We start from the raw sequence: 24,994 nt of genomic DNA on the forward strand, positions 1-24,994 counted from the left end.
AGGAGATACAGACATGAGCTCTCGTACTGCAACGCTGATTGGTATTTCGTTGGTCATGGGCCTCGGCGCCGCATGGATGGCCAACTCCTGGTTGAGCGCACGGCTCAATGCCAGCCCCGATGATCACCTTCGAAGCGTGGTAGTCGCCACGGTCGAGATTCCTTTCGGGCAGATGGTCGAGGCCCAGCAGGTCACGACCGTGCGCATGCCCATGGATACGATCCCGGACGATGCCTTCGATTCCAGCGACAAGGCAGTGGGCAAGATCGCCACGTTCGACATCCTGCGCGGCGACATCGTACGCGGCGCACGCCTCAGTGAACACTTGGGTGGTAGCACCCTGGCCTCTTTGATTGCTCCCGACAAACGCGCCATTTCGGTACGGGTGGACGACGTGGTCGGGGTCGGCGGGTTCCTGTTGCCGGGTAACCGGGTCGATGTGCTGGCAACCAAGCATACCGATGGCAGCAGCAACAACGCCGTGTCCAGGACCATCCTCGAAAACCTGCGCGTGTTGGCGGTGGATCAGACAGCGGGTACCGACAAGACCCAACCGGTGGTGGTGCGTGCAGTGACGCTGGAGATGACGACCACTGAGGCGGAAACCCTGGTTACGGCGCAGACGGAAGGGAAGTTGCAACTGACTCTGCGCAACCCGCTGAACCTCACGAAAAAGCCGGCCCCCGCGCCTGTAGTACCTCCTGCGCCGGTTACGCAAGCCATCGCCATGGCCACCGAAACAGCGCCAAGACGTGTGGTGCACCGCAGTAGCAGTGTTGGTGGGGCTGTCACCGTGATTCGTGGCATCGAAGCCCATGTAGTCAATGTGCGCTGACAAGGTGCAATGGGTAGCAAGGTAGTGGCGGAGCCGATCCGGGTCCGTATCGGCAAATGAGGGCTTGATGATGAATTCTCGAATTCAACGGCCGTTTCCGGTAACGCCAAGGCGCCAGCGGGGATCGGTGACCGTAATGATGGTGATCGCGTTGGCCGCGATCGGCATGATGGCGGCATTGGCGCTGGACGGCGGCCACCTGCTGCTGAACAAGACCCGCCTGCAAAATGCGGTGGACGCCGCCGCCCTGAGCGGCGCCAAAACCCTGAGTCAGGTTACTGGCGGTACCAACATTGCCAGTACAACGCGCACTGCCGCGCTGAATACGCTGACGCTGAATGCCAGTGCCACGGGCAACGCTGAATTGAACACGGCCATTGGCAACAATGCGGGCACTTTCGCGGTGGTAGAACTGGCCAACAGTGTTTACGGACCGTTCTCCTACCCTGGGCCGGCGAATGCTACGTATGTTCGGGTAACGGTACCGAACTATGGCTTGACCGGTTTTTTCTGGAGCTTCGTCCAGGCAGTGGGCGGTGGCGGTCTGGGCGGAAAGTCAGTGGCGGCGATGGCCACTGCCGGCCCCAGCCCCACCAGCCCGTGCGATCTCGCGCCATTGATGGTCTGTGGTGACCCGACCAAATACAGTCCGAGCACTGGTGTGTTCTGGGGCTATAAATTTGGCGATTTGCAGGATTTGAAAACAGGCTCAGGCACTACATCCGCCATTGGCCCAGGCAATTTTCAACTCCTCGATTTTGGCTCGGGCGGCAGCACGGTCAGGGATGACTTGGCCGGAGGCGGCTCGGTATGTCGCAGCGTCGGGCAAAATGTCACGACCAAACCGGGCAACAACGTCGGCCCGGTGTCCCAAGGTTTGAATACCCGTTTCAATCAGTACAGTGGAGGGGTCAAATCCTCGGATTATCCGCCAGACCTGATCGTCAGCTACAGCACGCCAGTGATCACCAACAGCTCAGGCACACTGCAATACAAGGGCCAGACCATTGTTTCGAACAATGGCACGCTCACCGCGGGTGGCAACGCGGTGCTTGGCTACAACGACTGGCTGGCGAGTTCCGCGGCGTGTATTGCCGGTTCAGGCACGGGTTGCCTGAACAACGGGGTCTACGAACGACGGATGCTGAAAATCGTCATTGGCGACTGTACCGGGAAAAATAATGGTGCGACCTCGATTCCGGTCCTGGGTTTTGGCTGCTATTTCGTGGTGCAGCCGGCCGGTAGCACGGGGAGTACCTCGGAGATCTACGGCCAGTTCGTGAAGGAGTGCCAAGGCGACAACGTGCCTGGCCCCAATCCTTCGGGTGATTCCGGCCCGCAGATCATTCAGCTCTACAAAACCTATATCAGCAATAGCGGCACTCCGAGCACAGACTCTTAGGAGGCGTCATGAGACTTCACGCATTCAAAAAACCGCAGGGGCAGCGCGGAATGGCAATGGTGGAATTCACCCTAGTCTTGCCGCTGATGCTACTGCTGTTGCTGGCCCTCGGCGAGTTTGGCCGCATGCTCTTTCAGTACAACACGCTGTTGCAGGCCAGCCGTGATGCCGGCCGTTACGTCGCCAGTCAGGCCTGGAACTCGACGCTCGGTACTGTCTCACTGAGCAGCACGCTGCTGACCAATACACAAAACGTGGCGGTCTATGGCGTGCCTGCCAACACCGGGACGCCGGTAGTGTCAGGGTTGACGACCGGCAACGTGGCGGTCGCCGCCGTGGGCACCGACCATGTACGGGTCACCATCACCTATACCTTCTGCCCGGTGATTGGCGCGGGTGCTTGTACCGGTTCGATTACCGGGCTCTTTGCCAATACGATTGCGCTGAGCATTCCGCTGGTCGCCACAACTGTCATGAGGGTGCTGTGATGAATCGCAAACACATGCGTGGCGTCTATGTGGTGGAGTTCGCCGTCGTAGGCTTGCTGGTGTTCATTCTGTTGTTCGGCGTGCTGGAAATGGGCCGCCTGTACTTCACGGTCAATGCCCTCGATGAATCCGCGCGCCGCGGTGCGCGTCTGGCGGCGGTGTGCAACATCAGCGATCCGATCGTGTTGCAGCGGGCGATCTTCAATCCCGCGGGCAACACCGGCACCAGCCAGCTGATCACCAATCTGGGCACTGGCAACCTGACGCTGACCTACCTGGACGTGAACGGTGCTGTGGTGACCAACCCCACCGACACCGTTAACGCCACCGGATTCCGTGCTATCCGTTATGTCCAGGTGAGCCTGCAAAGCTACGTATTCAATCTGTTTATCCCCGGGTTTGGCGTGCCCATCACGTTGCCCACCATCAGGGCAACCTTGCCACGCGAAGCCCTTGGGCATCATTCCGAATCAGGGGAGGTCACCCCATGCTGAATATCAAGGAAACACCACTAAGCACTGCGACCGGCAAGCCCGGGCTGCGATTGCTGATCAGTAGCCGTGACGCCACGGCGTTGCGTGATCTGCAAAGCGTTTGCCAACGGATGCCGAGCCTGGAGGTGAGCACGCGCCTGGTGAGTAACGGGCATGTCGACCCACTCTATGGTCTGGAGCGGATGCCCGATCTGTTGTTGGTGCGTGTCAGCCATCTGTGGCGTGAGGAGCTGGCTGCACTGTTACAGCATCCGGCCCATGAGCGCCCGCCGCTGTTGGTGTGTGGCCTGTTGAACGAGCAGGACGCCATGCGCCTGGCGATGCAGGCCGGCGCCCGTGATGTCTTGCCGGAACCTATAGCCGAGACAGAACTGGTTTCAGCCTTGAGTCGTCTGGTCACAGAGGTCCGGGTCAACAGTGGGGCAGAAGGGAAGCTGATCGCGGTGATTGGCGCCAAGGGCGGCTCCGGCAGCACCTTGCTGGCCTGCAACCTGGCTCACCAGCTTAGCGTCAAGGGCGGCAATACCCTGCTTTTGGACATGGACCTGCAATTTGGCAGCGTGACGCATTACCTCGATGTGGCGCAGTCGCACAGCCACCTGGAAGTGCTGCAACAGGTCGAGGACATGGACAGCGTCGCACTACGCGGTTTTTGCAGCCACTTCAGCCCGACCTTGCATGTGCTGGGTGGCCGGGCCGGCGAGTTGTGTCTGCCGCAGGATGCCCAGCCCGAGCAACTCGATGCCCTGTTGCAGCTGGCCCGTGCCAGCTATGACTGGGTGGTGGTCGACCTGCCACGGCAAATCGACCACCTCACAGGCTCCGTGCTGGAGCAGGCGGATCGGGTGTACGTCGTGGTGCAGCAAAGTGTCAGCCATCTGCGCGATGCCAGCTCCCTGACGCGGATGCTTCGCGAAGACCTGGGCGTGCGCGGGGATCAATTGCAGGTGGTGGTCAACCGCTATGACAAGGCGGCGGCTATCAGCCTCAAGGATATCGGCGAGGCGCTGCGCTGCGCGAACCTGATGAAATTACCCAACGACTTCAACCTGGTCAGCCAGAGTCAGAACTCTGGCGTGCCGTTGGGGGTGCAAGCACCGCGGGCTCCGATCACTGTCGCTGTACGGCAGATGTCCGAGGCGTTGGTCGGTAAGCAGATGACCGGGAACAAAGGCTTGTTCAAACGCGCCTTCAACCGTTTTTTCGGGGGATAACCCATGATCAGCGACTTTCGTAACCGCTTGCGCAAACAGTCCGGCAAACCTGCCGCATCGTTGTCTGGTCAGCCGGGCGACGACCTGCTGGACCCGGCAGAGGAATTGATGGCGTGGGAACGTTCGGTGCCGGACGTTATTTACGAAACCCGGAGCCAGGTCACCCCGGTGGAGGCCGAGTGGCGGGAAAAAATCTACCAGCAGTTGCTCAAGGTCATGGACCTGTCCTTGCTCGACTCACTTGAGCCGGCCGAAGCCACACGGCAGATTCGCGATATTTGCCAGCGCTTGCTGGATGAGCATTCAGCTCCCGTGAGTTCGGTCAGCCGTCAGTTGATCATCAAGCAGATCACCGATGAGGTGCTGGGCCTTGGCCCACTGGAGCCGTTACTGGCGGATCACACCGTGTCCGACATTCTGGTCAACGGCTCTGCCTCGGTGTATGTCGAACGCTTTGGCAAGCTGCAAAGGACCGATGTGCGCTTTCGTGACGATCAGCATTTGCTGAACATCATCGACCGCATCGTTTCCAGTCTGGGGCGGCGCATCGATGAGTCCTCACCGTTGGTGGACGCCCGGCTCAAGGACGGTTCTCGAGTCAACGCGATTATTCCGCCGCTGGCCATCGACGGGCCGAGCGTGTCGATCCGCCGTTTTGCAGTGGACCTGCTCAATACCGATAGCCTGATCCAGGTGGGTACCTTGACCCCGGCCATTGCTTTGCTGCTCAAGGCGATTGTTCGCGGACGCTTGAACGTATTGATTTCCGGCGGTACCGGCAGCGGCAAGACCACCATGCTCAATGTGCTGTCCAGTTTCATTCCGCAAAACGAACGGATCGTCACCATCGAAGACTCGGCCGAACTGCAACTGCAGCAGCCCCATGTAGTGCGCCTGGAAACCCGTCCTTCGAACATCGAGGGGCGTGGCGAGGTGAGCCAGCGCGAATTGGTGCGCAACAGTTTGCGGATGCGCCCCGACCGTATTGTGATCGGCGAAGTGCGCGGCGCCGAGGCGCTGGACATGCTGACGGCGATGAACACCGGCCACGACGGTTCGTTGACCACGATCCACGCCAATACCGCGCGTGATGCGTTGGGGCGAATCGAGAACATGGTGTCGATGACCGGTGCGACTTTCCCGATCAAGGCCATGCGTCAGCAGATCGCTTCGGCCATTGACGTGGTGATCCAGCTGGAGCGTCAGGAGGACGGCAAGCGGCGTCTGGTCAGCGTGCAGGAGATCAACGGCATGGAAGGCGAGATCATCACCATGACCGAGATTTTCTCGTTTGCACGCAGCGGCATTGGCGAACACGGTGAAGTGCTCGGCGATTATCGGCCCAGCGGCATGATCCCGGCCTTTCGCGACGTGTTGGCCAAACGTGGCATCGAGTTGCCACTGAACCTGTTCAGGCCTGAATGGATGGAGGCACGGCAGTCATGAGCAATATTCCTGGTGAATTCATTCTGATCTTTCTCGGCATGGTGTTTATCGCCGTCTTCCTCCTGTCCCAGGGCGTGGTGGTGCCGGTGTTCGGCGAGGCGGGCAAGATGCGCAAGCGCATTCGCGGCCGCCTGCATGTCATGGAGAAAGCCAACAATCTGCCCAATATGCAGACGGTATTGAGACAGAAATACCTGACACGGTTGTCGCCACTGGAGGCCTGGCTTGAGCAACTGCCGTTCATGGCGGACCTGACACAGCTGATCGAGCAGTCCGGACATGAATATCGGGCCTATCGGGTGCTGTTCCTCGGGCTCGCCATGGGAGGTGGTGCAGGAGCGTTGGTGTTGTTGCTTTCGTCACCCTGGTGGATGGCGTTGGCAGCAGGTTTTGCGGTGGCCTGGCTGCCGTTGCTGAAAATCCTCCGTGACCGCAACAAACGCTTTGCTGCGTTCGAAGAGGGCTTGCCGGATGCGCTGGATGCCATGTGCCGGGCCCTGCGCGCCGGGCATCCATTCAACGAAACCCTGCGTCTGGTGGCCGAAGAGCACAAGGGACCGGTGGCACATGAGTTCGGCCTGACCTTCGCCGATATCAACTATGGCAATGATGTACGCCGGGCCATGCTCGGCCTGTTGGAACGTATGCCGAGCATGACGGTAATGATGCTGGTGACGTCGATCCTCATCCATCGCGAGACCGGCGGCAATCTGACCGAGGTGCTCGAACGTTTGAGTCGCTTGATTCGGGGGCGCTTCCGCTTTCAGCGCAAGGTCAAGACTCTGTCGGCCGAAGGGCGAATGTCGGCCTGGGTGCTGGTGGCCATTCCTTTCATACTGGCGGCGCTGATCTTGATCACAACGCCCACCTACTTGCCTGTGCTGATCAATGATCCGATCGGCCACAAGCTGATCATCGGGGCTTTCTGCGCGATGTTGGTCGGGATTGTCTGGATCCGCAAAATTATCCGGATTCAGGTTTAAGCAGTATTCGCTACGTGGAGGTGCAGGTCATGGACTATTTGCTCGGGTTGTTGGGTCGGGTGACGGGTAATGAGGTGCTGGCGCGCCTGTTGTTCGTCAGTGCGATAGGGGTGAGTACGGTGCTCGCGGTCGTTACCGTGACGTTACTGGTGTTGGGGCTTCAGGACCCGATGCAGCGTCGCCTTGCGCTGATCAAGCGGGGGCATTACGGGAGTGCCGCGGGACCGGACGCACCAGGTAATCTGCAACTGTTACTGGAGCGCGTTGGTCAGCGTTTTGGCTCGGCCGAAACTGCTCAGACGTCCGAAACCCAGCTGCTGTTGATGCATGCGGGGTACCGCTCGTCTTCGGCGGTGCAGATGTACTGGGCGGTGCGCTTGTTGTTGCCGCTGATATTGGTCGGTATTTCGCTGCTGATTTTGCCGCTGATTCCCCGGCTTTCTTTGGCCCTGGGCCTGCTGTTGGTGCTCATGGCGGCCGCTGTCGGTTGGCTGCTGCCAGCGATGTATGTCGGCAAGCGCAAACAACTGCGTCAGGCCCGGCTGCGTGCGGCGTTTCCGGATGCCCTGGATCTGATGGTGGTCTGCGTGGAATCGGGTCTGGCCTTGCCCACGACCATCGAGCGGGTGGCTGAGGAGATGGCGGTCAGCCAGGTCGAACTGGCGGAGGAGCTGGCGCTGGTCAATGCGCAAATCCGTGCCGGCATCACCAGTACTGCGGCGCTCAAGCAACTGGCTGTGCGCACCGGGTTGGAAGACGTGCAAGGGTTGGTCAGCCTGTTGGGGCAGAGCATCCGCTTCGGTACCAGCGTGGCCGATACCCTGCGCATCTATGCCGATGAGTTCCGCGACCGGCGTACGCAGGCAGCCGAGGAGATGGGGGCGAAAATTGGTACCAAGCTGATATTCCCACTGATCTTCTGTCTGTGGCCGAGCTTCTTCCTGGTCGCCATTGGGCCAGCCATGCTTGGAGTACTCAAAGCATTCGGATGATATAAACGGGGGGGCTGCCAAGCAGGACGGCGGCTCCTGTCGGAGCACTGGGTGGAGCAAATATAAAGTGGATCAGGCCCGGCGCCTGATCCACTTTTATCCTTTTATTCGTTTACCCACGTACGTTATTGGCCCCGGCGTTCTTGCCAGGTAACGCTGGACTACGCCAGAGGCTGAACGCCCACAGACGTGGCTCATTTGCCACCGTTGCTCATACTTCCCGATGCCTTCTGGTCAAAATGTTCAGGAATCGGGTGGGTGAAGCTATCCAGCCAGCGTTGCATGGACAGGTCACGTTCGGTGGCCGAAACGCTCTGCAGTCGAGGGGACGCCACTACGCCGCGAATCTGTAGTTGCATCCATTGCTCGGTGCCTTGTTGCGGCACCGAAGAGGGGCCCGGCTCAATAGCCCAGGCGGTCGTGGACAGGCAAGCCATGCACACTATCAACAGCCTCTTGGTATTCATTTGCGACTCCTCGTCTTGTCTACTTGATCGCATTGGCTGAGGCATCGACTACCTCTGTCATGCCTTTACCCTCGGTAGCCACCACTTTTTTGGCCGGGGCCTTGAGTCTTTCCGCGCGAGCTTGAGCATCCGAGACTTGCTTGGAGCTCAGGCTGGCGCGGTTTGCGAGTTCGGCAGCCTGCTTCCAGTTGTCCTGATAGATCAGCAGCGTCACCAGATTGAGTGCCGCCAGCGAATCCGACGGCTTGAGTTCCATGGCGGTCATAAACTGAAAGCGTGCCTCGTTGGGCCGATGCTGGTTGAGGTAGACGACCCCCAGGTCATTGCGGATTTTGTCGTCGGTAGGGGCCATCCTCATTGCACGTTCCATGTGATCGGCCGCGGCTGCGTTATCATTTCTGGCCACGGCCATCTGGCCCAGACCATGCTCGCCTTCAGCGGCCAGGCACGTGCCGAGCAGGCTCTTGTACAACGGTTCGGCGTCGTTACGGCCCAGCAGACGCAGTACTCGAGCCTTGCGCAGGCGAACCTGCGGCAGGTCATCAGACAGCCCTTCCAGATTCGCCAGGCTGGCATACAAACGGCCATCGTTGGTCATGTCGTCGGCCAGGTTCAGCGACAACTGCTGATCCGAACCAGGCGCCGAGCAACTACTCGGTCGCGAAGACAGGCCATTGGTGGCACACCCTGCGAGCATCACCGACGCCGCTATTGCTATGACCGCTTTCATTGAGTGTCCTCTGGCTACAACACCTTGAACCGGGCTCATTGCGAGAGCCCCATGCGGCTGTCGAAGTCACCGTTGTCGAGGAAGTACATGCGGTAGAAGTTCGGGTCGTAATTGCGCAGTTGTTCACCCGGCAATGACGGCAGTTGTGCGTTGACCGCCAACGGTTGAACCAGGTGCGGAGTGACGATCATCAGCAGCTCGCGCTCTTCACGGTTGATGCTGTTATTGCGAAAGAACGCGCCGAGAATCGGGATATCACCCAGCCCTGGAAACTTGTTCACCTGGGAGCTGTTGCTGGTGCTGATCAGGCCACTGATGACAAAGCTTTCGCCATCGGCCAGGGAAATGCTGGTGTCGGTACGGCGCACGGTAAATGCCGGGACGATAGTGCCGGCGATCTGTATGGCCTTGGTGAAGTCCAGCTCGCTGACCTCGGGTGCCACCTTCAGGGCAATGCGTCCTTTGTCGATGATGGTCGGGGTCAGGGTCAGGCGGACACCGAACTCCTTGTACTCGATGGAGATGTTGTCGCTGCCTGAACTGGGCACCGGAATCGGCACTTCACCACCGGCCAGGAAGCTTGCACTCTGGCCGCTGAGGGCCACCAGGCTCGGCCGCGCCAGGGTGTAGGCAAAGCCACTGCCTTCCAGCGCATTGATCATTCCCAGCACATTGCCGCCGCCAAAGCCGATATTGAACGTGCCGTTATTCAGCGGGACGTTTGGTGCCAGGCTACCTATGTGGCCGGGAGTCACCGTCACCCCGGGCACCGTGCCCGGCGAGCCGAACAGAAAATTGCCGCTCTTGCCGAAGATCGACGTGCTGGCCTCTTTCAATTTGGTGCGGCTGACTTCGACGAAGCGAATATCGGTCTGCACCTGGCTCGGCAACAGTGGGTCTGCAGAAGGCATCGTCACGCTGGTCAGCGCTGCGGTGGCCTTGCCCTTGACGAACACCATGCTTTGGCGTGGTGTGGGCGAGCAGGCGGTCCAGACCATCAGGCTGGTGTAGCCGGGCGCTACACCCGTGAGGATGAAGGAATTGCTGCTGCTGGTTTGCACGTCGGCAACCTTCGGGTCACCCACTGCCAGTTGCTTGATCGGGACTGGCATGCGCAACTCATCCTGAAGCCCTTGGCCGACCTCGAACACTGAGGGCAGACTGGCCAGTTGCGAGCAATTGTTCGCCGCGGCCTGAGCCGCATCCACACCAAGGCCCATCCACAACAGGCCATGGATAATCTGTTTGAAAGCGGGCACGGTACGATAGCTCATTAAGTGCATCCTCGCTGAATAGGCCATCTGCGGGCTAACCTGGTTACCCTGGATCGCTTCAAGGCGCCCGGGCCGGCCCTCCACTTCACCAGACCACTAACCATTAGTGGTCCTGGCAATATTGCTGGGTGCTGCGTGCTAGCAGGTGCAATACGCGGGTCTGACTGACCTGCGAGCGACCTGCGCTAAAACTGTCGTTAGTGATCCAGATACCTGGTCTCGGGGCACACGAGGTTTTTTGCCAACCTTGTTTGGTTCGCACAGGCTACCGACCGGAGTGATATGCACAGGCTCGACAGCAACAGTGGCTATAAACAGTGCTGTCAGCCGATGTGGTTCCCCCAAAAAACAACTGGCAATCAGGCCACAAAACAGAAAAACGCCAGCCAGGATCATAGTGAGGTATCTCCTTCTGCCAATTCGCTATCTGATCGCTGAACAAAACGTGGACAACTCAAAACCCTATGATTTGCTCTTTGCTTGAAGGTAGTTCAACCGAGGCAAAGCGCCATTGTTTAGAAGAAAAACTTCTGTGCAAATGTGGGTGCGCTGCTGTTTTTCGAGCTGTGCGTTCACCCGCGAACTGGCCCCGCGACGGGGTATTTCCACACGTAATGTGTCCTTTCAAATTGTTACCGGATGCACCAACACGGCGCAAAAACGTGGCTCCGGTAACATCCGCGAAAGCAGCTCGGTCACCCTCAAGATTTTTTTGATCATTCCAAAAGCCCCGTTCCAGACACCTTCCTGCTGCATTAAAAGCTTTCTTCAACTGCCGTTCAGCGAGTTGGCTGGTTGATTGCATATGCTTGTATGTACAAGTAAGTGTGTGTGTATAAGAGGCACCTGAAGGTGCTGACGCACAAGATGGCTTTAAAGCACGTACTTGAGGTTCAGGTTCACAGCGTCACCCGCATTCCAGTAACAGCACCCATGCGCCACAAGCGCCCGTAGTGGTTTTAGGAATTGATAATAATGAAAAGAACATTGCTGACCCTTTCTGCTTTGACACTGTGCATGGCCGCCGGCGTAGCCACGGCCAAAGAGTACAAAGAGCTGCGTTTTGGCGTTGATCCTTCCTACGCACCGTTCGAGTCCAAAGCGGCTGACGGCAGCCTGGTGGGCTTCGACATCGATCTGGGTAACGCGATCTGCGCCGAGCTGAAGGTCAAGTGCAAATGGGTCGAGAGCGATTTCGACGGCACGATTCCAGGCCTGAAAGCCAACAAGTTCGACGGCGTGATCTCTTCCATGACCGTGACCCCGGCCCGTGAGAAAGTCATCGACTTCTCCAGCGAGCTGTTCTCCGGCCCGACTGCTCTGGTCTACAAGAAAGGCTCCAGCGTTTCTGACGTAGCCTCGCTCAAGGGTAAAAAAGTCGGCTACGAACAAGGCACGATTCAGGAAGCCTACGCCAAGGCCGTACTGGACAAAGCCGGGGTAGAAACCAAAGCCTACGCCAACCAGGACCAGGTTTACGCGGACTTGATGTCCGGTCGCCTCGACGCCACGATCCAGGACATGCTGCAAGCCAAGCTGAGCTTTTTGAAGTCGCCGCAAGGGGCTGATTACGAGGTCAGCCAGCCGATCGACAGCGAGTTGTTACCCGCTAAAACAGCGGTGGGTATCGCCAAAGGCAACACCGAACTCAAGGCCCTTCTCGATAAAGGCATCAAGGCGATCCACGATGACGGCACCTACGACTCGATCCAGAAGAAACACTTCGGTGATCTGAGTCTCTACAGCGGCAAGTAAGGCCCCGGTGCCCGTCCTCGGGACGGGCGCTTTTTTATCGCTATAGGTCCTGAATTATGTTCGAAGCACTTTTGCAGACACTCGGGCTCTCCGGATTCAGCTTGAAGGGGTTCGGCCCTCTGTTGCTGGAAGGCTCCTGGATGACCGTCAAGCTATCGATACTGTCGCTGCTGTTGAGCGTTTTGCTCGGCCTGATCGGCGCCAGTGCCAAACTGTCCAGCGTCAAACTGTTGCGGATTCCCGCCCAGCTCTACACCACGCTGATTCGCGGCGTGCCGGACCTGGTGCTGATGCTGCTGATTTTCTACAGCCTGCAAACCTGGTTGACCAGTTTCACCGAGGTGCTGGGCTGGGAATACATCGAAATCAATCCGTTCGCCGCCGGGATCATCACCCTGGGTTTCATCTACGGCGCGTACTTCACCGAAACCTTTCGCGGCGCGATCCTCGCTGTGCCCCGCGGACAGATGGAAGCCGCCACGGCCTACGGCTTGAGCCGTGCCCAGCGCTTTCGCTTCGTGGTGTTCCCGCAAATGATGCGCTTCGCCCTGCCGGGCATCGGCAATAACTGGATGGTGATCCTCAAGGCCACCGCACTGGTGTCGATCATCGGCCTGGCGGACCTGGTCAAGGCCGCTCAGGACGCCGGTAAAAGCTCCTATCAACTGTTCTTTTTTCTGGTGTTGGCGGCGCTGATCTACCTGGTGATCACTAGCGCATCGAACTATGTCCTGCGCTGGCTCGAACGGCATTACGCGGCAGGTTCCCGGGAGGCGGTACGATGATCGAATTACTGCAGGACTACTGGAAGCCTTTCCTCTACAGCGACGGTTACCACATCACCGGCCTGGCCATGACCCTGTGGCTGCTCAGCGCCTCGATCTTCATCGGTTTCCTGGTGTCGGTTCCACTGTCGATTGCCCGGGTTTCCAACAAGCTCTACGTGCGCTGGCCGGTGCAGTTCTACACCTACCTGTTTCGCGGTACGCCGCTGTATATCCAGTTGCTGATTTGCTACACCGGGATCTACAGCCTGGCCGCAGTCCGCGCGCAACCGCTGCTCGATGCGTTCTTTCGCGATGCGATGAACTGCACCATCCTCGCCTTTGCCCTGAACACCTGCGCCTACACCACGGAGATTTTCGCCGGGGCGATTCGCAGCATGAACCACGGCGAAGTCGAAGCCGCCAAAGCCTACGGTCTGACGGGCTGGAAGTTGTATGCCTACGTGATCATGCCGTCGGCCCTGCGTCGCTCGTTGCCGTACTACAGCAACGAAGTGATCCTGATGCTGCACTCGACCACCGTGGCCTTCACTGCCACCGTCCCGGACATTTTGAAAGTGGCTCGCGACGCCAACTCGGCGACCTTTTTGACCTTTCAATCGTTCGGCATTACCGCGCTGATCTACCTGTTGGTGACCTTTGCGCTGGTCGGACTGTTCCGCATTGCCGAACGTCGCTGGCTGGCTTTTCTGGGCCCGGCTCACTAGGACTTAGCGCTCTGTACGGCCGCTCATCAGGCCACGGGCTTTGTCGCCGCTTGCGACGTCTACGCAGCGGCGACCCATTTTCCCTTAGAGGATGCTTGCGCACATGTACAAATTGACTGTTGAAGAACTACACAAGAGCTACGGTAGCCACGAAGTGCTCAAGGGCGTTTCCCTGAAAGCCAAGACCGGTGACGTGATCAGCCTGATCGGCGCCAGCGGCTCGGGCAAAAGCACCTTTTTGCGCTGCATCAACTTTCTCGAAACGCCCAACGACGGCGCGATGAGCCTGGACGGCAAGCAGATCCGGATGGTCAAAGACCACCATGGCATGCATGTGGCCGACGATGCCGAGCTGCAACGACTGCGCACCCGGCTGGCGATGGTGTTCCAGCACTTCAACCTGTGGGGCCACATGACCGTGCTGGAAAACATCACCATGGCTCCGCGCCGGGTGCTGGGTGTCAGCAAGAAAGACGCCGAAGATCGCGCCCGTCGTTATCTGGACAAGGTCGGCCTGCCGGCCCGCGTGGCGGAGCAGTACCCGGCGTTCCTCTCGGGTGGTCAGCAGCAGCGGGTAGCGATTGCCCGCGCACTGGCGATGGAGCCGGAAGTCATGCTGTTCGACGAGCCGACCTCGGCGCTGGACCCGGAACTGGTGGGCGAAGTGCTCAAGGTGATCCAGGGCCTGGCCGAAGAAGGCCGGACCATGATCATGGTGACTCACGAAATGAGCTTCGCCCGCAAAGTCTCGAATCAGGTGCTGTTCTTGCACCAGGGGCGGGTAGAGGAAGAGGGCGCGCCTGAAGACGTGCTGGGCAATCCGAAGAGCGAACGGCTGAAGCAGTTCCTCAGCGGCAACCTGAAGTAAGCACTGCCTCCGTTGTCGAGTTTGCGAGGACTTCGTCCTCGAACGCAGCCTCGCAGGCTCGACAGCTGCTACGAGTGCAGCCCGGGGCCGTATTTCAAAGTTGTGTAGTTACTTTGTGGATTGGGATCAGTGCTTGCTGTCCTGGTTCGACAGGGCCAGCAGTTGTTTTTCCTGATTCCAGTCGAACGGTTCGTCGTTCTGTTCGGCTTCGTAACGACGTTCTTCCAGCGCCTGATACAGGGCGATTTCATCATCAGGCATGTAGTGCAGGCAGTCGCCGGCGAAATACCACAACAGGTCGCGAGGGACCATGTGGGCAATTTGCGGATAACGGGTGATGACCTGACAAATAATGTCCTGACCCAGGTATTGGCTTTCGATCGGATCGATTGGCAGCGACGCACGCAGTTCGTCAAAGCGCTCCAGGAACAAGGCATGACTTTCGTCTGGAACCTGCTCGGCTTCACCGACAGCGACCAGGATACTGCGCAGGAGGTCGAGCTGGACGAGAATTTGGTCGAGCATAACGGGAGTCCTCTAGATCAAAAGCAAAACGGGCGCCGGAGTATATAGCCCCAGCGCCCGCTTTTCATCATTGACCCGCCGGACGAGCCACCGCGTCAGCGGGTCTTGCCCTTCGCCAGCTCAAGTTGCTCCTTGGAAAAGTCATCGACGTCGATCACTTTGCGCCGTGCCGCCTCGGCTTCATGCAGGGTATGCGCTTCTGCGGCTTGCAGCACACCAGCCTCCAGGGCGGCGTCGATGACATGCTCCCCGGCACCCGGTTTGAACTGCCCGCTCTTGAGCGCAAAGTGCATTTTTTTCTGCAGCGGTTGGGCGGCGCTCAGCAAGTTGCAGGCATGTTGCAGGGCACCGACCGGGTCCTCGACCGACTGTGGCCGGTAACACCCTCCCAGCAACTCTTCGAGTGTCGGGTCGCCCTTGGCCCGGCCAATCACTGCAGCCACTTCGGCACCGAGTGTGTCTGACGGCCCTTTGTGACAACGGCCGAACGGGAACACGATGACTCGCAACAGGCAACCCAGCACCTTGCTCGGGAAGTTGCTCAGCAGTTCATCCAGCGCCCGTTCCGACTGGCCGAGACTCTCTTCCATGGCCCAGGTAAACAGCGGCGCCATGTGTTCAGGTGAATCAAGGTCGTGGTAACGCTTGAGGGCGGCGGAGGCCAGGTACAGGTTGCTCAGTACATCACCGAGCCGGGCCGACAGGCGCTCGCGACGTTTCAGTTCTCCGCCCAGCAGCATCATGCTCAGGTCAGCGAGCAGGGCGAATGCCGCGGCCTGACGGTTGAGGGCGCGGAAGTAACCCTGGCTGAGTTTGTCTCCAGGTACCTGTTCGAAATGCCCGAAGCCGAGGTTCAGTACCAACGTGCTGGCGGCGTTGCTCACGGCGAACCCGATGTGCTTGAGCAGCAGGCCGTCGAACTCCTTCAGTGCCTGGTCCTTGTCTTCACGGCTGGCGAGGGCCATTTCCTTGAGCACGAACGGATGGCAGCGGATCGCGCCTTGACCAAAGATCATCAGGTTGCGCGAAAGGATGTTCGCGCCTTCCACCGTGATGAAGATCGGCGCGCCTTGCCAGCTGCGCCCGAGGTAATTATTGGGCCCCATGATGATCGCCTTGCCGCCATGCACGTCCATGGCGTGACTGATGCATTCGCGACCACGTTCGGTGAGGTGATACTTGAGAATCGCCGAGAGCACCGAAGGTTTCTCGCCGAGATCCACCGCGTTGGCGGTGAGCATCCGCGCGGCGTCCATCATCCAGGCGTTGCCGCCGATACGTGCCAGCGCTTCCTGAATTCCTTCGAAGGCCGACAGCGGCACGTTGAACTGCTCGCGAACCTGAGCGTATTGACCGGTCACCAGGCTGGTGAACTTGGCCGCCCCGGTGCCGACTGCCGGCAGCGAAATGGAACGCCCGACCGACAGGCAATTCATCAGCATCATCCAGCCTTTGCCGAGCATCTCCTGGCCGCCGATGAGGAAGTCCAACGGCACGAATACATCCTTGCCGGAGTTCGGGCCGTTCATGAACGCGGCGCCGAGGGGCAGGTGGCGTCGACCGATGTCCACACCGGCGGTGTCGGTCGGGATCAACGCGAGGCTGATGCCAAGGTCTTCCTCGTCACCCAGCAGATGGTCGGGGTCATAGGCCTTGAACGCCAGGCCGAGCAGGGTGGCGACCGGGCCGAGGGTGATGTAGCGTTTTTCCCAGTTCAGCCGCAGACCCAGGACTTCCTGGCCTTCCCATTCACCTTTGCAGATCACCCCGGTGTCAGGCATGGCGCCCGCATCGGAGCCGGCCAGTGGGCCGGTCAACGCGAAACACGGGATGTCGTCGCCACGCGCCAGGCGAGGCAGGTAATGGTTGCGTTGTTCATCGGTGCCGTAATGCAGCAACAGTTCGGCCGGGCCGAGGGAGTTGGGCACCATCACTGTCGATGCCAGGTCGCCGCTGCGGGTGGCCAGTTTCATCGCCACTTGCGAGTGGGCGTAGGCGGAGAATCCCTTGCCACCGAATTCCTTGGGGATGATCAGGGCAAAAAAACCATTCTGCTTGATGTGCGCCCAGGCCTCGGCCGGCAGGTCCATCGTCTGGCCGATCTGCCAGTCGCTGACCATGGCGCAGAGCTCTTCGGTCGGGCCATCGATGAACGCCTGTTCTTCTTCGCTCAACTGCGCTTTGGGATAGGACAGCAGTTTGTTCCAGTCCGGACGCCCGCTGAACAGCTCGCCATCCCACCAGACGGTGCCGGCATCGATGGCGTCGCGTTCGGTTTGCGACATCGGCGGCAGGGTTTTCTGGAACCAGTTGAACAATGGGGCACTGAAATATTTGCGCCGCAGGTCGGGCAGCAGCAGGGGCGCCGCGACGACGGCCAGCACGATCCAGAAAATCAGCAGCAGCCAGCCTCGAGTGTGGCTGAAGATTCCCATCGCCAGCAGATAGACCGCCACGATACACAGGGCGGGCAGGGGCGCGATGCGGCGGTGAGCCAGCCAGGCAATCCCGACCACCAGAACCAGTATCCACAACAACAGCATATTCAATCCTCCGTGAAGCCAGGGTCAAAACCACCTTCAGAGCTTAGACGGCATCTGCAAAACGGGGTGGTCAGAGCGATGTGTTTGAAATCGTGGGAAACAGCGGTGAATTTCGTGAGCGACAGCGCTAGCGGACGCTGCAAAAAAAGCTTTGTTGCACGTACGACAAGCTCGCGTATTTGGCCGAAACGTCGTTATCTCTGTGCCAGGTCTGCCGATAGACTCATGGCTTCTCCAGGAGATTGTTCTCATGCACGAGTACCTGAGCCCCGGCCGCTTCATCGATAGTGACCACCCCGCGGTGGTGGAGTTCGCTGAACGGTATCGCGGCAACAGCCGTGACCCGGTCGAGCAGGCGATGAACCTGTATTACGCCGTGCGTGAAGCGGTGCGCTACAACCCCTACACCTTCAGCCGTGATCCCGCGACCTTGTGCGGCAGTTATGCACTGGCCGCCGGCGAGAGCTACTGCGTGCCCAAAGCCACCTTGCTGGCCGGTTGCGCGCGGCACTGTGGAATAGCGGCGCGGATTGGTCTGGCAGATGTGCGCAATCACCTGTCGACCCCGCGCTTGATCGAGTTGCTCAAGAGCGACGTGTTCGCCATGCACGGTTACACCGAGTTGTATTTGCAGGGCCGCTGGGTCAAGGCCACACCGGCGTTCAACCAGAAGCTCTGTGAGCTGTTCGATGTACCAGCGCTGGAATTCGACGGGATCAATGACAGCATCTTCCATCCGTTCAATCGCCAGGGGCAGCAGTCGATGGAGTACCTGGTCGACCATGGCCAGTTCGCCGATGTGCCCGAAGCATTCTTCTTCGAGTACCTGGAAAAGCTCTACCCGCATTTGTTCGGCGAGCAGTCGCCAGCCCTGCTGGGTGACATGCAGAGCGATTTGAGTCGCGGCTGATCCGGGGCGTAGACTGCCCCGGCATTCATCCAATGAATCCATTGAGGAGCGGTCATGCTGAAGATCTGGGGTCGGAAAAATTCGTCGAATGTCAGAAAGGCACTGTGGTGCGCCGAGGAACTTGGGCTGACCTACGAAACGCAGGATGCGGGCGGGGCTTTTGGTGTGGTCGACACACCGGAATATCGCGCGATGAACCCCAATGGCCGCATACCGGTGATTGAAGACGACGGTTTTGTGTTGTGGGAATCCAACGCCATCGTGCGTTACCTGGCTGCCCGTCACGCGGCGGGTTCGAACTGGTTCCCGGCCGATGTGCAGGCCCGGGCGAGCGCAGAAAAGTGGATGGACTGGACCACTTCGTCCTTTGCCGAACCTTTTCGCCAGGTGTTCTGGGGCGTATTGCGCACCCCGGCCGATCAGCAGGATTGGGTCGCGATCAACGCGGCGCAGAAAACCTGCGAGCAATTGCTGTCGATGGTCGACCAGGCATTGGCGCAGAAGCCTTATTTGTCCGGCGACGAGATCGGCGCGGGCGATATTCCGTTGGGCAGCTTTATCTATGCCTGGTTCGAGATGCCCATCGAGCGAGCGCCAATGCCCCATCTGCAAGCCTGGTATGCGCGCCTGAAGCAACGTCCGGCTTATCAAAAAGCCGTCATGACCGCGTTGACTTAATACTGACTATCAACACACTTGACTGTACTTGTGCGGCGTCGCCAAGCACCATTGCGTTTATGCGCCGCGGTTGCATGGGTCGCCGCCCGCTCTTATTTATTCCTGACTTCCCTTCTTGGTGCGTAAATCCGATATGAGTTCTGCTCTGTCCATCCGGCAGCTAACCAAAACCTACGGCAACGGTTTCCAGGCCTTGAGTGGTATCGATCTGGATGTCGCCGAAGGTGACTTTTTCGCCTTGCTCGGCCCCAACGGCGCCGGCAAATCCACGACCATCGGCATTCTCTCGACCCTGGTGAACAAGACCAGCGGAACGGTGAATATCTTTGGCCACGACCTGGACCGCGAACCGGCTGCGCTTAAGCGCTGCATCGGTGTGGTGCCGCAGGAATTCAATTTCAACCAGTTCGAAAAGACCTTCGACATTGTCGTGACCCAGGCCGGTTACTACGGTATCCCGCCCAAAGTCGCCAAGGAACGCGCTGAGCAATACCTGACTCAGCTCGGCCTGTGGGACAAGCGCGATGTGCCGTCACGCTCACTGTCGGGCGGCATGAAGCGGCGACTGATGATTGCGCGCGCATTGGTGCATGAACCGCGCCTGCTGATTCTCGACGAACCGACTGCCGGCGTGGATATCGAACTGCGTCGCTCGATGTGGACCTTCCTCACCGAGCTGAACCAGAAAGGCATCACCATCATCCTCACCACACATTACCTGGAAGAGGCTGAGCAGCTGTGCCGCAACATCGGCATCATCGACCACGGCACCATCGTCGAAAACACCAGCATGCGTAACCTGCTCAGCCAKCTGCATGTCGAGACGTTCCTGCTGGACCTGAAGAACGCCTTGATGGTCGCGCCGCAGTTGAACGGCTATCCGACTCGTCTGGTCGACAGTCACACCCTGGAAGTCCAGGTCGACAAGTCCGTTGGGATCACCGCGTTGTTCGGTCAGTTGGCCATGCAGAACATCGAAGTGCTGAGCCTGCGCAACAAAACCAATCGCCTCGAGGAGTTGTTCGTGTCTCTGGTGGAGAAAAATCTGGCGAAGGTGGCCGTATGAGTTCCGAACTGAAACCCAACCTCGTTGCGCTCAATACCATTGTTTACCGTGAGGTCCGGCGTTTTACCCGGATCTGGCCGCAGACCCTGCTGCCGCCAGCCATCACCATGGTTCTGTACTTTGTGATCTTCGGTAATCTGATTGGCCGGCAAATCGGTGATATGGGTGGCTTCACCTATATGGAATACATCGTGCCGGGCTTGATCATGATGTCGGTGATCACCAACGCCTACGGCAACGTGGTCTCGAGCTTCTTCGGCAGCAAATTCCAGCGTTCCATCGAAGAACTGATGGTTTCACCGGTTTCGCCACACACCATTCTGATCGGCTACACCGTGGGCGGGGTGCTGCGTGGCCTGGCGGTGGGGGTGATCGTGACGCTGCTTTCGCTGTTCTTCACTCACCTGCAAGTGCACCATTTGGGGATTACCCTGCTGGTGGTGCTGCTGACGGCAACGATCTTTTCGCTACTGGGTTTCATCAACGCGGTGTTTGCGCGCAACTTCGATGACATTTCGATTATCCCGACGTTCGTGCTGACGCCGTTGACCTACCTGGGCGGGGTGTTCTACTCGATCAGCCTGCTGCCACCGTTCTGGCAGACCGTGTCGCTGGCCAACCCGGTGCTGCACATGGTCAACGCTTTCCGTTACGGCATCCTCGGCGTTTCGGACATCAAGATCAGCATCGCCATTACCTTCATGCTGGTAGCAACCGTAGTGCTGTACATCGGTTGCGCGCGGTTGCTGGTCAGCGGACGCGGGATGCGCACCTAACCTGCGGCAAACTCGATCCTTGTGGGAGCGAGCTTGCTCGCGAAGGCGTCATTGCCAGCACTGCAAAAAATGCGCACTACACAAAAAACGGCCTCCCAAGTGGATAATGCTGTTCACTTAAGCCGATGTTTCAGGCACATCCGCAGTTGTGGCGAGGGAGCTTGCTCCCGCTGGGGCGCGAAGCGGCCCTGAATTGGGCCTGCTGCGCAAGTGAACAGCGTTGCTCCCAAGTGGAGGCCTTTGTTTATTGATGATCGTTCCCACGCGGGAACGATCAGCGTGTTGGCGTGCTACTGCGGTGAGTCTGGCGGATCGAGGTGATCCAGCGCCCGATTCACCGCCAACTCGGCCAGAGAAATCATCTGCTGAATCGCCAGCGCGGTATTGCGTTTGGGGCCTTCAAGCTCAAACGCCAGGTCGCTGGCCATGACATTGACCGACGCGAGGGTCTCGCAGGCGTGGGCCAGCAGGGTTTCAGAGTCGACGTCGGGGGCGATGACAAAAATGCAGCCGGGGCGTCGGTCGGCTAACAACGTCTTGGTTTCCGGCAGCACCAGGTAATGATCGAGCGCACGGTGTGCGGCGGCGTGGAGTTCTTTTGAGTCGAGGGAGGCGTAGGGGGAAACGGGGTCGGTTTCGGGTGGATTTGGAGTTGGTTTGAACATGGTAAAGCTCCTTGGAAGTGAAGCCGCTACCTGTCGCTGCTAAACGATGGGTGGCAGCTGTACGCGGGTTAGCAGACCGGACCAAGGAGTATCCCGGCGCACCGAAGTGCCCCACGCACAGCCGCCATAATGCAGAACAACTAGCGCTAGAAAAGTGCTGGCTGATCGAGAGGCGGTACTGGCGTGCCTTGGTCCGAGCTGCTAAACCCGACCGCTGAATTGTCAGCGGTACGGAAACAATAGAGGCCACGACCAAAGCGCACAAGCCGGCGGATTCTGGCGCAGGTGTAGGTCGCTACGCAAGGTGCTGTAGCCTCCGACGGAGGCTGAGTCGGCAAATATAAACGCGCGTAACGGAATCAATAACGGCACCTCAAAGGTGCCGTTATTGCGTTCTACATCCGACTCTGCCTGCGCCGCGTCCATTGCCGACCGACCCACCAGCGCCAGTAGATCATGGTCAGGCAGTAGGCCAACGCGCCGAGCACCAGGCCAGTCACCACCGAGCCCAGCAGAAACGGCTGCCAAAGAGTCGACAGCTCACCGCTGATCCATTCCCAGGTCAGCTCATCCGGCAGGCTGCGGGCGGGGACATCCATCAGCCAGGCGCCGGTCTGATAGGTGCAGTAAAACACCACGGGCATGGTGATCGGGTTGGTCAGCCAGACCAGGCTCACCGCGATCGGAATATTGCCGCGCAGCCAAATGGCAAGCATTGCCGCCACCAGCATTTGCAACGGAATCGGTAAAAATGCGGCGAACACGCCGATGGCCATGGCGCGCGCAACCGAGTGCCGATTGAGGTGCCAGAGGTTCGGGTCGTGCAGCAGCGTGCCGAGAAAGCGTAAGGATTTGTGTTCCCGGATGCTGGTCGGGTCTGGCATGTAACGTTTGAATAAGCGCCGGGGCATAAGGCTTCTCGGTCGGTTCAAGCGGCAAGTATGCCCGGATTCTACGGAGCGCCCGTTCAGACTTTGTGACAATTAATAAATGCGGACTTTGGTCACTCGGCTAATCCAAGAGAGGGGACTCTCAAGGACAGGCTAATGCGCACAGGGATGTTGGCGTTCGCGTTGGGTCTGTTGGCCTTGCGTTTTTTACCGGTGTTGCCACCGGTCTGGTTAGTGCTGTTGCTGCCCGTGCTGGCATTGATGCTGTTGCCGTTTCGCACGTATCCACTGGCGTTTTTTCTGTTTGGCTTCAGCTGGGCGTGCGCCAGTGCGCACTGGGCTTTGGCGGATCGTTTGGCGCCGGACCTCGACGGGCAAACCCGCTGGGTCGAAGGACGAGTCGTCGGCTTGCCGCAGAACGCGCAAGGCGTGGTGCGTTTCGAGTTGGCCGATAGCGAGTCGCGGCGCACACGCTTGCCGGGTTTGATGCGGTTGGCCTGGTACGACGGTCCGACGGTCAACAGCGGTGAGCGCTGGCGACTGGCGGTGAAATTGAAGCGCCCCACAGGCCTGCTCAATCCGCAGGGCTTTGATTACGACGCCTGGCTGTTGGCACAACGCATCGGCGCGACGGGAAGCGTCAAGGACGGGCAGTTGCTCCGGCCTGCACAAGGGGCCTGGCGTGATGCTGTTCGCCAGCGTTTGCTGGCGGTCGATGCACAAGGGCGAGAGGGGGCGTTGGCGGCGCTGGTGCTGGGCGACGGATCCGGGCTAAGCAGCGAAGACTGGCGCGTGTTGCAAGACACCGGCACCGTGCATTTGCTGGTGATCTCCGGGCAGCACATCGGTTTGCTGGCCGGAATGGTTTATCTGCTGATTGCCGGATTGGCGCGTTATGGATTGTAGCCGCAGAGGTTTCCCTGGTTGCCGTGGGCCTGCGGCATGGCCTTCGCGGCGGCGCTCGGTTACGGGTTGCTGGCCGGTTTCGAGGTGCCGGTGCGCCGGGCCTGCGTGATGATCGGTCTGGTGCTGTTATGGCGCCTGCGGTTTCGTCATCTGGGGGCCTGGTGGCCTTTGCTGCTGGCGTTGAACGCGGTGTTGTTGCTTGAGCCGCTGGCCAGTTTGCAGCCGGGATTCTGGTTGTCATTTGCGGCGGTGGCGGTGCTGATCTTTACCTTCGGCGGCCGTTTGGGCGCCTGGCGCTGGTGGCAAACCTGGACGCGGGCGCAATGGCTGATCGCGATTGGTTTGTGTCCGTTGCTGCTGATACTCGGTTTGCCCATCAGCCTCAGCGGTCCGCTGACCAATCTGCTGGCGGTGCCGTGGATCAGCCTGGTGGTGCTGCCCCCGGCCTTGCTGGGGACATTGTTGCTGCCGCTGCCTTATGTCGGCGAGGGGCTATTGTGGCTGGCCGGCGGCTTGCTCGACGTGCTGTTCAACGGTCTGGCGTTGGTGGCCGGGCGGATACCGGCATGGGTTGCCCCGGTGATTCCCCTTTGGGTCTGGGGGATAAGTGCGTTTGGCGCTTTTCTGCTGTTGTTGCCCAAGGGCCTGCCCATGCGGTTGTTGGGCTGGCCGATGCTGCTGTTGATGGTGTTCCCGCCACTCAGAACCGTACCTGACGGCATGGCTGAAATCTGGCAGCTGGATGTCGGCCAGGGCTTGGCCATTGTGGTTCGCACGCGCCATCACACGTTGCTCTATGACGCCGGTCCGCGTTTCGGTGATTTCGATCTGGGCGAGCGGGTGGTGTTGCCGTCGTTGCGCAAGCTCGGCGTACGCGAGTTGGAGGTGATGCTGATCAGCCACGCCGATGCCGATCACGCCGGTGGCGCGCGCTCGGTCGCAAGCGGACTGCCGGTGGCGCAGGTGCTCAGCGGTGATCCCGAAGCCCTGCCGGCCGAGTTGCACGCGCAAGCCTGTGAGAGCGGTCAGCGCTGGGAGTGGGACGGTGTGGGTTTTACGCTCTGGCAATGGTCCGGAGCGAGTGAGAGCAACCAGAAATCCTGCGTCCTGCAGATCGAAGCCAACGGTGAGCGTCTGCTGTTAACCGGCGACATCGACGCCCGGGCCGAGCAGGCGTTGCTGGAAAGTCCGCTGGCGGTCGCGACCGACTGGCTACAAGCGCCGCATCACGGCAGTCGCAGCTCATCGTCGATGGCCTTTCTCACGGCGTTGGCACCCAAGGCCGTGTTGATTTCTCGTGGGCACGACAATTCGTTCGGTCATCCGCATCCGCAAGTGCTGGCGCGTTATCGCCGGTTGGGCATGCAGGTTTATGACAGCGCCGAGCAGGGCGCCTTGCGTTTGCGTCTGGGGGCGTTCGAGGCGCCCGAGTCTCTGCGCCAGCAACCACGTTTCTGGCGTGCACCGCCGTTGGTCAGCCAATAACCACCGGTCATCAGCGCGGCGCGCCATGCGACACACGGTCTGTGGCGTGTCGGGTCTCTCTGACGAGTCTGTATGTTAAAGTGGCGCACTTTTTCGAGGGGACTGTCACT

General features: G+C 59.5%; 23 protein-coding genes and 1 pseudogene. 17 read left to right on the forward strand and 7 right to left on the reverse strand.

The genetic code is table 11. The annotated features are described in order from the left end of the window. The first annotated feature begins 13 nt into the window (after window positions 1-13). From cpaB to AC1DIH_RS06835, 8 genes are all read left to right on the forward strand, one after another. Window positions 14-835 carry a Flp pilus assembly protein CpaB gene (gene cpaB / locus AC1DIH_RS06800; RefSeq protein ID WP_477771112.1) on the forward strand — a complete coding sequence of 274 codons (822 nt, stop codon included), beginning with the start codon at window positions 14-16 and terminating at the stop codon, window positions 833-835. Between the two features lie 67 nt (window positions 836-902). Beyond that, complete coding sequence (locus AC1DIH_RS06805; RefSeq protein ID WP_477771113.1) at window positions 903-2,237, forward strand: pilus assembly protein TadG-related protein; 1,335 nt, start codon at window positions 903-905, stop codon at window positions 2,235-2,237. A gap of 8 nt (window positions 2,238-2,245) precedes the next feature. Next, window positions 2,246-2,725 carry a TadE/TadG family type IV pilus assembly protein gene (locus tag AC1DIH_RS06810; RefSeq protein WP_477771114.1) on the forward strand — a complete coding sequence of 160 codons (480 nt, stop codon included), beginning with the start codon at window positions 2,246-2,248 and terminating at the stop codon, window positions 2,723-2,725. After that, window positions 2,725-3,219 carry a TadE/TadG family type IV pilus assembly protein gene (locus AC1DIH_RS06815; protein WP_477771115.1) on the forward strand — a complete coding sequence of 165 codons (495 nt, stop codon included), beginning with the start codon at window positions 2,725-2,727 and terminating at the stop codon, window positions 3,217-3,219. The genes AC1DIH_RS06810 and AC1DIH_RS06815 overlap by 1 nt, the downstream gene beginning before the upstream one ends. Further along, entirely contained in the window at window positions 3,213-4,433 is a 1,221-nt protein-coding gene (locus AC1DIH_RS06820; RefSeq protein WP_477771116.1) for an AAA family ATPase, read from the forward strand. Before AC1DIH_RS06815 ends, AC1DIH_RS06820 begins: the two co-directional genes overlap by 7 nt. Window positions 4,434-4,436: 3 nt before the next feature. Next, a complete protein-coding gene (locus AC1DIH_RS06825) occupies window positions 4,437-5,879 on the forward strand; it encodes a CpaF family protein (protein ID WP_477771117.1) in 1,443 nt (480 codons plus the stop codon). Continuing rightward, window positions 5,876-6,862 carry a type II secretion system F family protein gene (locus AC1DIH_RS06830; RefSeq protein WP_477771118.1) on the forward strand — a complete coding sequence of 329 codons (987 nt, stop codon included), beginning with the start codon at window positions 5,876-5,878 and terminating at the stop codon, window positions 6,860-6,862. The genes AC1DIH_RS06825 and AC1DIH_RS06830 overlap by 4 nt, the downstream gene beginning before the upstream one ends. A 29-nt stretch (window positions 6,863-6,891) precedes the next feature. Continuing rightward, a complete protein-coding gene (locus AC1DIH_RS06835; protein ID WP_477771119.1) occupies window positions 6,892-7,854 on the forward strand; it encodes a type II secretion system F family protein in 963 nt (320 codons plus the stop codon). A 194-nt stretch (window positions 7,855-8,048) separates the two neighbouring features. Here AC1DIH_RS06835 and AC1DIH_RS06840 read toward each other — a convergent pair whose 3' ends face one another. Genes AC1DIH_RS06840 through AC1DIH_RS06850 form a run of 3 tightly spaced genes read right to left on the reverse strand, consistent with a single transcriptional unit; the run spans window position 8,049 to window position 10,325 of the window. Then, entirely contained in the window at window positions 8,049-8,321 is a 273-nt protein-coding gene (locus AC1DIH_RS06840) for a DUF3613 domain-containing protein (RefSeq protein WP_103317710.1), read from the reverse strand. Between the two features lie 19 nt (window positions 8,322-8,340). Next, window positions 8,341-9,051 carry a tetratricopeptide repeat protein gene (locus AC1DIH_RS06845; protein ID WP_477771120.1) on the reverse strand — a complete coding sequence of 237 codons (711 nt, stop codon included), beginning with the start codon at window positions 9,049-9,051 and terminating at the stop codon, window positions 8,341-8,343. A 35-nt stretch (window positions 9,052-9,086) separates the two neighbouring features. After that, entirely contained in the window at window positions 9,087-10,325 is a 1,239-nt protein-coding gene (locus AC1DIH_RS06850; RefSeq protein ID WP_477771121.1) for a type II and III secretion system protein family protein, read from the reverse strand. A gap of 975 nt (window positions 10,326-11,300) precedes the next feature. On the opposite strand from AC1DIH_RS06850, the gene AC1DIH_RS06855 reads away from it, so the two are divergent. From AC1DIH_RS06855 to AC1DIH_RS06870, 4 genes are all read left to right on the forward strand, one after another. Next, entirely contained in the window at window positions 11,301-12,080 is a 780-nt protein-coding gene (locus tag AC1DIH_RS06855; protein WP_054593375.1) for a transporter substrate-binding domain-containing protein, read from the forward strand. A gap of 56 nt (window positions 12,081-12,136) precedes the next feature. Further along, window positions 12,137-12,865, forward strand: a complete 729-nt coding sequence (locus AC1DIH_RS06860) for an ABC transporter permease (RefSeq protein WP_427532553.1) — start codon at window positions 12,137-12,139, stop codon at window positions 12,863-12,865. Beyond that, window positions 12,862-13,572 (forward strand): ABC transporter permease, encoded by a 711-nt coding sequence (locus AC1DIH_RS06865; protein ID WP_054593373.1) that lies wholly within the window; start codon window positions 12,862-12,864, stop codon window positions 13,570-13,572. The genes AC1DIH_RS06860 and AC1DIH_RS06865 overlap by 4 nt, the downstream gene beginning before the upstream one ends. Window positions 13,573-13,675: 103 nt before the next feature. Continuing rightward, complete coding sequence (locus AC1DIH_RS06870) at window positions 13,676-14,440, forward strand: ABC transporter ATP-binding protein (protein ID WP_103317702.1); 765 nt, start codon at window positions 13,676-13,678, stop codon at window positions 14,438-14,440. A gap of 126 nt (window positions 14,441-14,566) precedes the next feature. Here the strand turns inward: AC1DIH_RS06870 and AC1DIH_RS06875 are convergent, their stop codons facing one another. Continuing rightward, window positions 14,567-14,965 carry a PA2817 family protein gene (locus AC1DIH_RS06875; protein ID WP_477768364.1) on the reverse strand — a complete coding sequence of 133 codons (399 nt, stop codon included), beginning with the start codon at window positions 14,963-14,965 and terminating at the stop codon, window positions 14,567-14,569. Between the two features lie 95 nt (window positions 14,966-15,060). Next, window positions 15,061-17,508 (reverse strand): acyl-CoA dehydrogenase, encoded by a 2,448-nt coding sequence (locus AC1DIH_RS06880; protein WP_477771122.1) that lies wholly within the window; start codon window positions 17,506-17,508, stop codon window positions 15,061-15,063. A 250-nt stretch (window positions 17,509-17,758) separates the two neighbouring features. On the opposite strand from AC1DIH_RS06880, the gene AC1DIH_RS06885 reads away from it, so the two are divergent. The 4 genes from AC1DIH_RS06885 (at window position 17,759) to AC1DIH_RS06900 (ending at window position 20,938) form a co-directional block, all read left to right on the forward strand. After that, window positions 17,759-18,418 carry a transglutaminase-like domain-containing protein gene (locus AC1DIH_RS06885; RefSeq protein ID WP_477771123.1) on the forward strand — a complete coding sequence of 220 codons (660 nt, stop codon included), beginning with the start codon at window positions 17,759-17,761 and terminating at the stop codon, window positions 18,416-18,418. A 54-nt stretch (window positions 18,419-18,472) separates the two neighbouring features. Continuing rightward, on the forward strand, window positions 18,473-19,096 hold the full coding sequence (locus AC1DIH_RS06890; RefSeq protein ID WP_054593366.1) for a glutathione S-transferase family protein: 624 nt from the start codon (window positions 18,473-18,475) through the stop codon (window positions 19,094-19,096). 133 nt (window positions 19,097-19,229) lie between these two features. Then, the gene (locus AC1DIH_RS06895; protein WP_477771124.1) at window positions 19,230-20,162 is read left to right on the forward strand and encodes an ABC transporter ATP-binding protein; all 933 of its coding nucleotides are present in this window, start codon (window positions 19,230-19,232) and stop codon (window positions 20,160-20,162) included. Further along, on the forward strand, window positions 20,159-20,938 hold the full coding sequence (locus AC1DIH_RS06900; RefSeq protein ID WP_019689336.1) for an ABC transporter permease: 780 nt from the start codon (window positions 20,159-20,161) through the stop codon (window positions 20,936-20,938). The genes AC1DIH_RS06895 and AC1DIH_RS06900 overlap by 4 nt, the downstream gene beginning before the upstream one ends. Window positions 20,939-21,228: 290 nt before the next feature. On the opposite strand, the gene AC1DIH_RS06905 is transcribed toward AC1DIH_RS06900, so the two are convergent. Beyond that, a complete protein-coding gene (locus AC1DIH_RS06905; protein ID WP_019689337.1) occupies window positions 21,229-21,603 on the reverse strand; it encodes a DUF6124 family protein in 375 nt (124 codons plus the stop codon). A 395-nt stretch (window positions 21,604-21,998) separates the two neighbouring features. After that, entirely contained in the window at window positions 21,999-22,514 is a 516-nt protein-coding gene (locus AC1DIH_RS06910) for a DUF2062 domain-containing protein (RefSeq protein WP_054593363.1), read from the reverse strand. A 135-nt stretch (window positions 22,515-22,649) separates the two neighbouring features. Here AC1DIH_RS06910 and AC1DIH_RS06915 point away from each other — a divergent pair. Further along, window positions 22,650-24,884: pseudogene (locus AC1DIH_RS06915) on the forward strand (DNA internalization-related competence protein ComEC/Rec2). The last annotated feature ends 110 nt before the right edge of the window (window positions 24,885-24,994 follow it).

The sequence above is a fragment of the Pseudomonas sp. 05N36 genome (assembly GCF_056397385.1).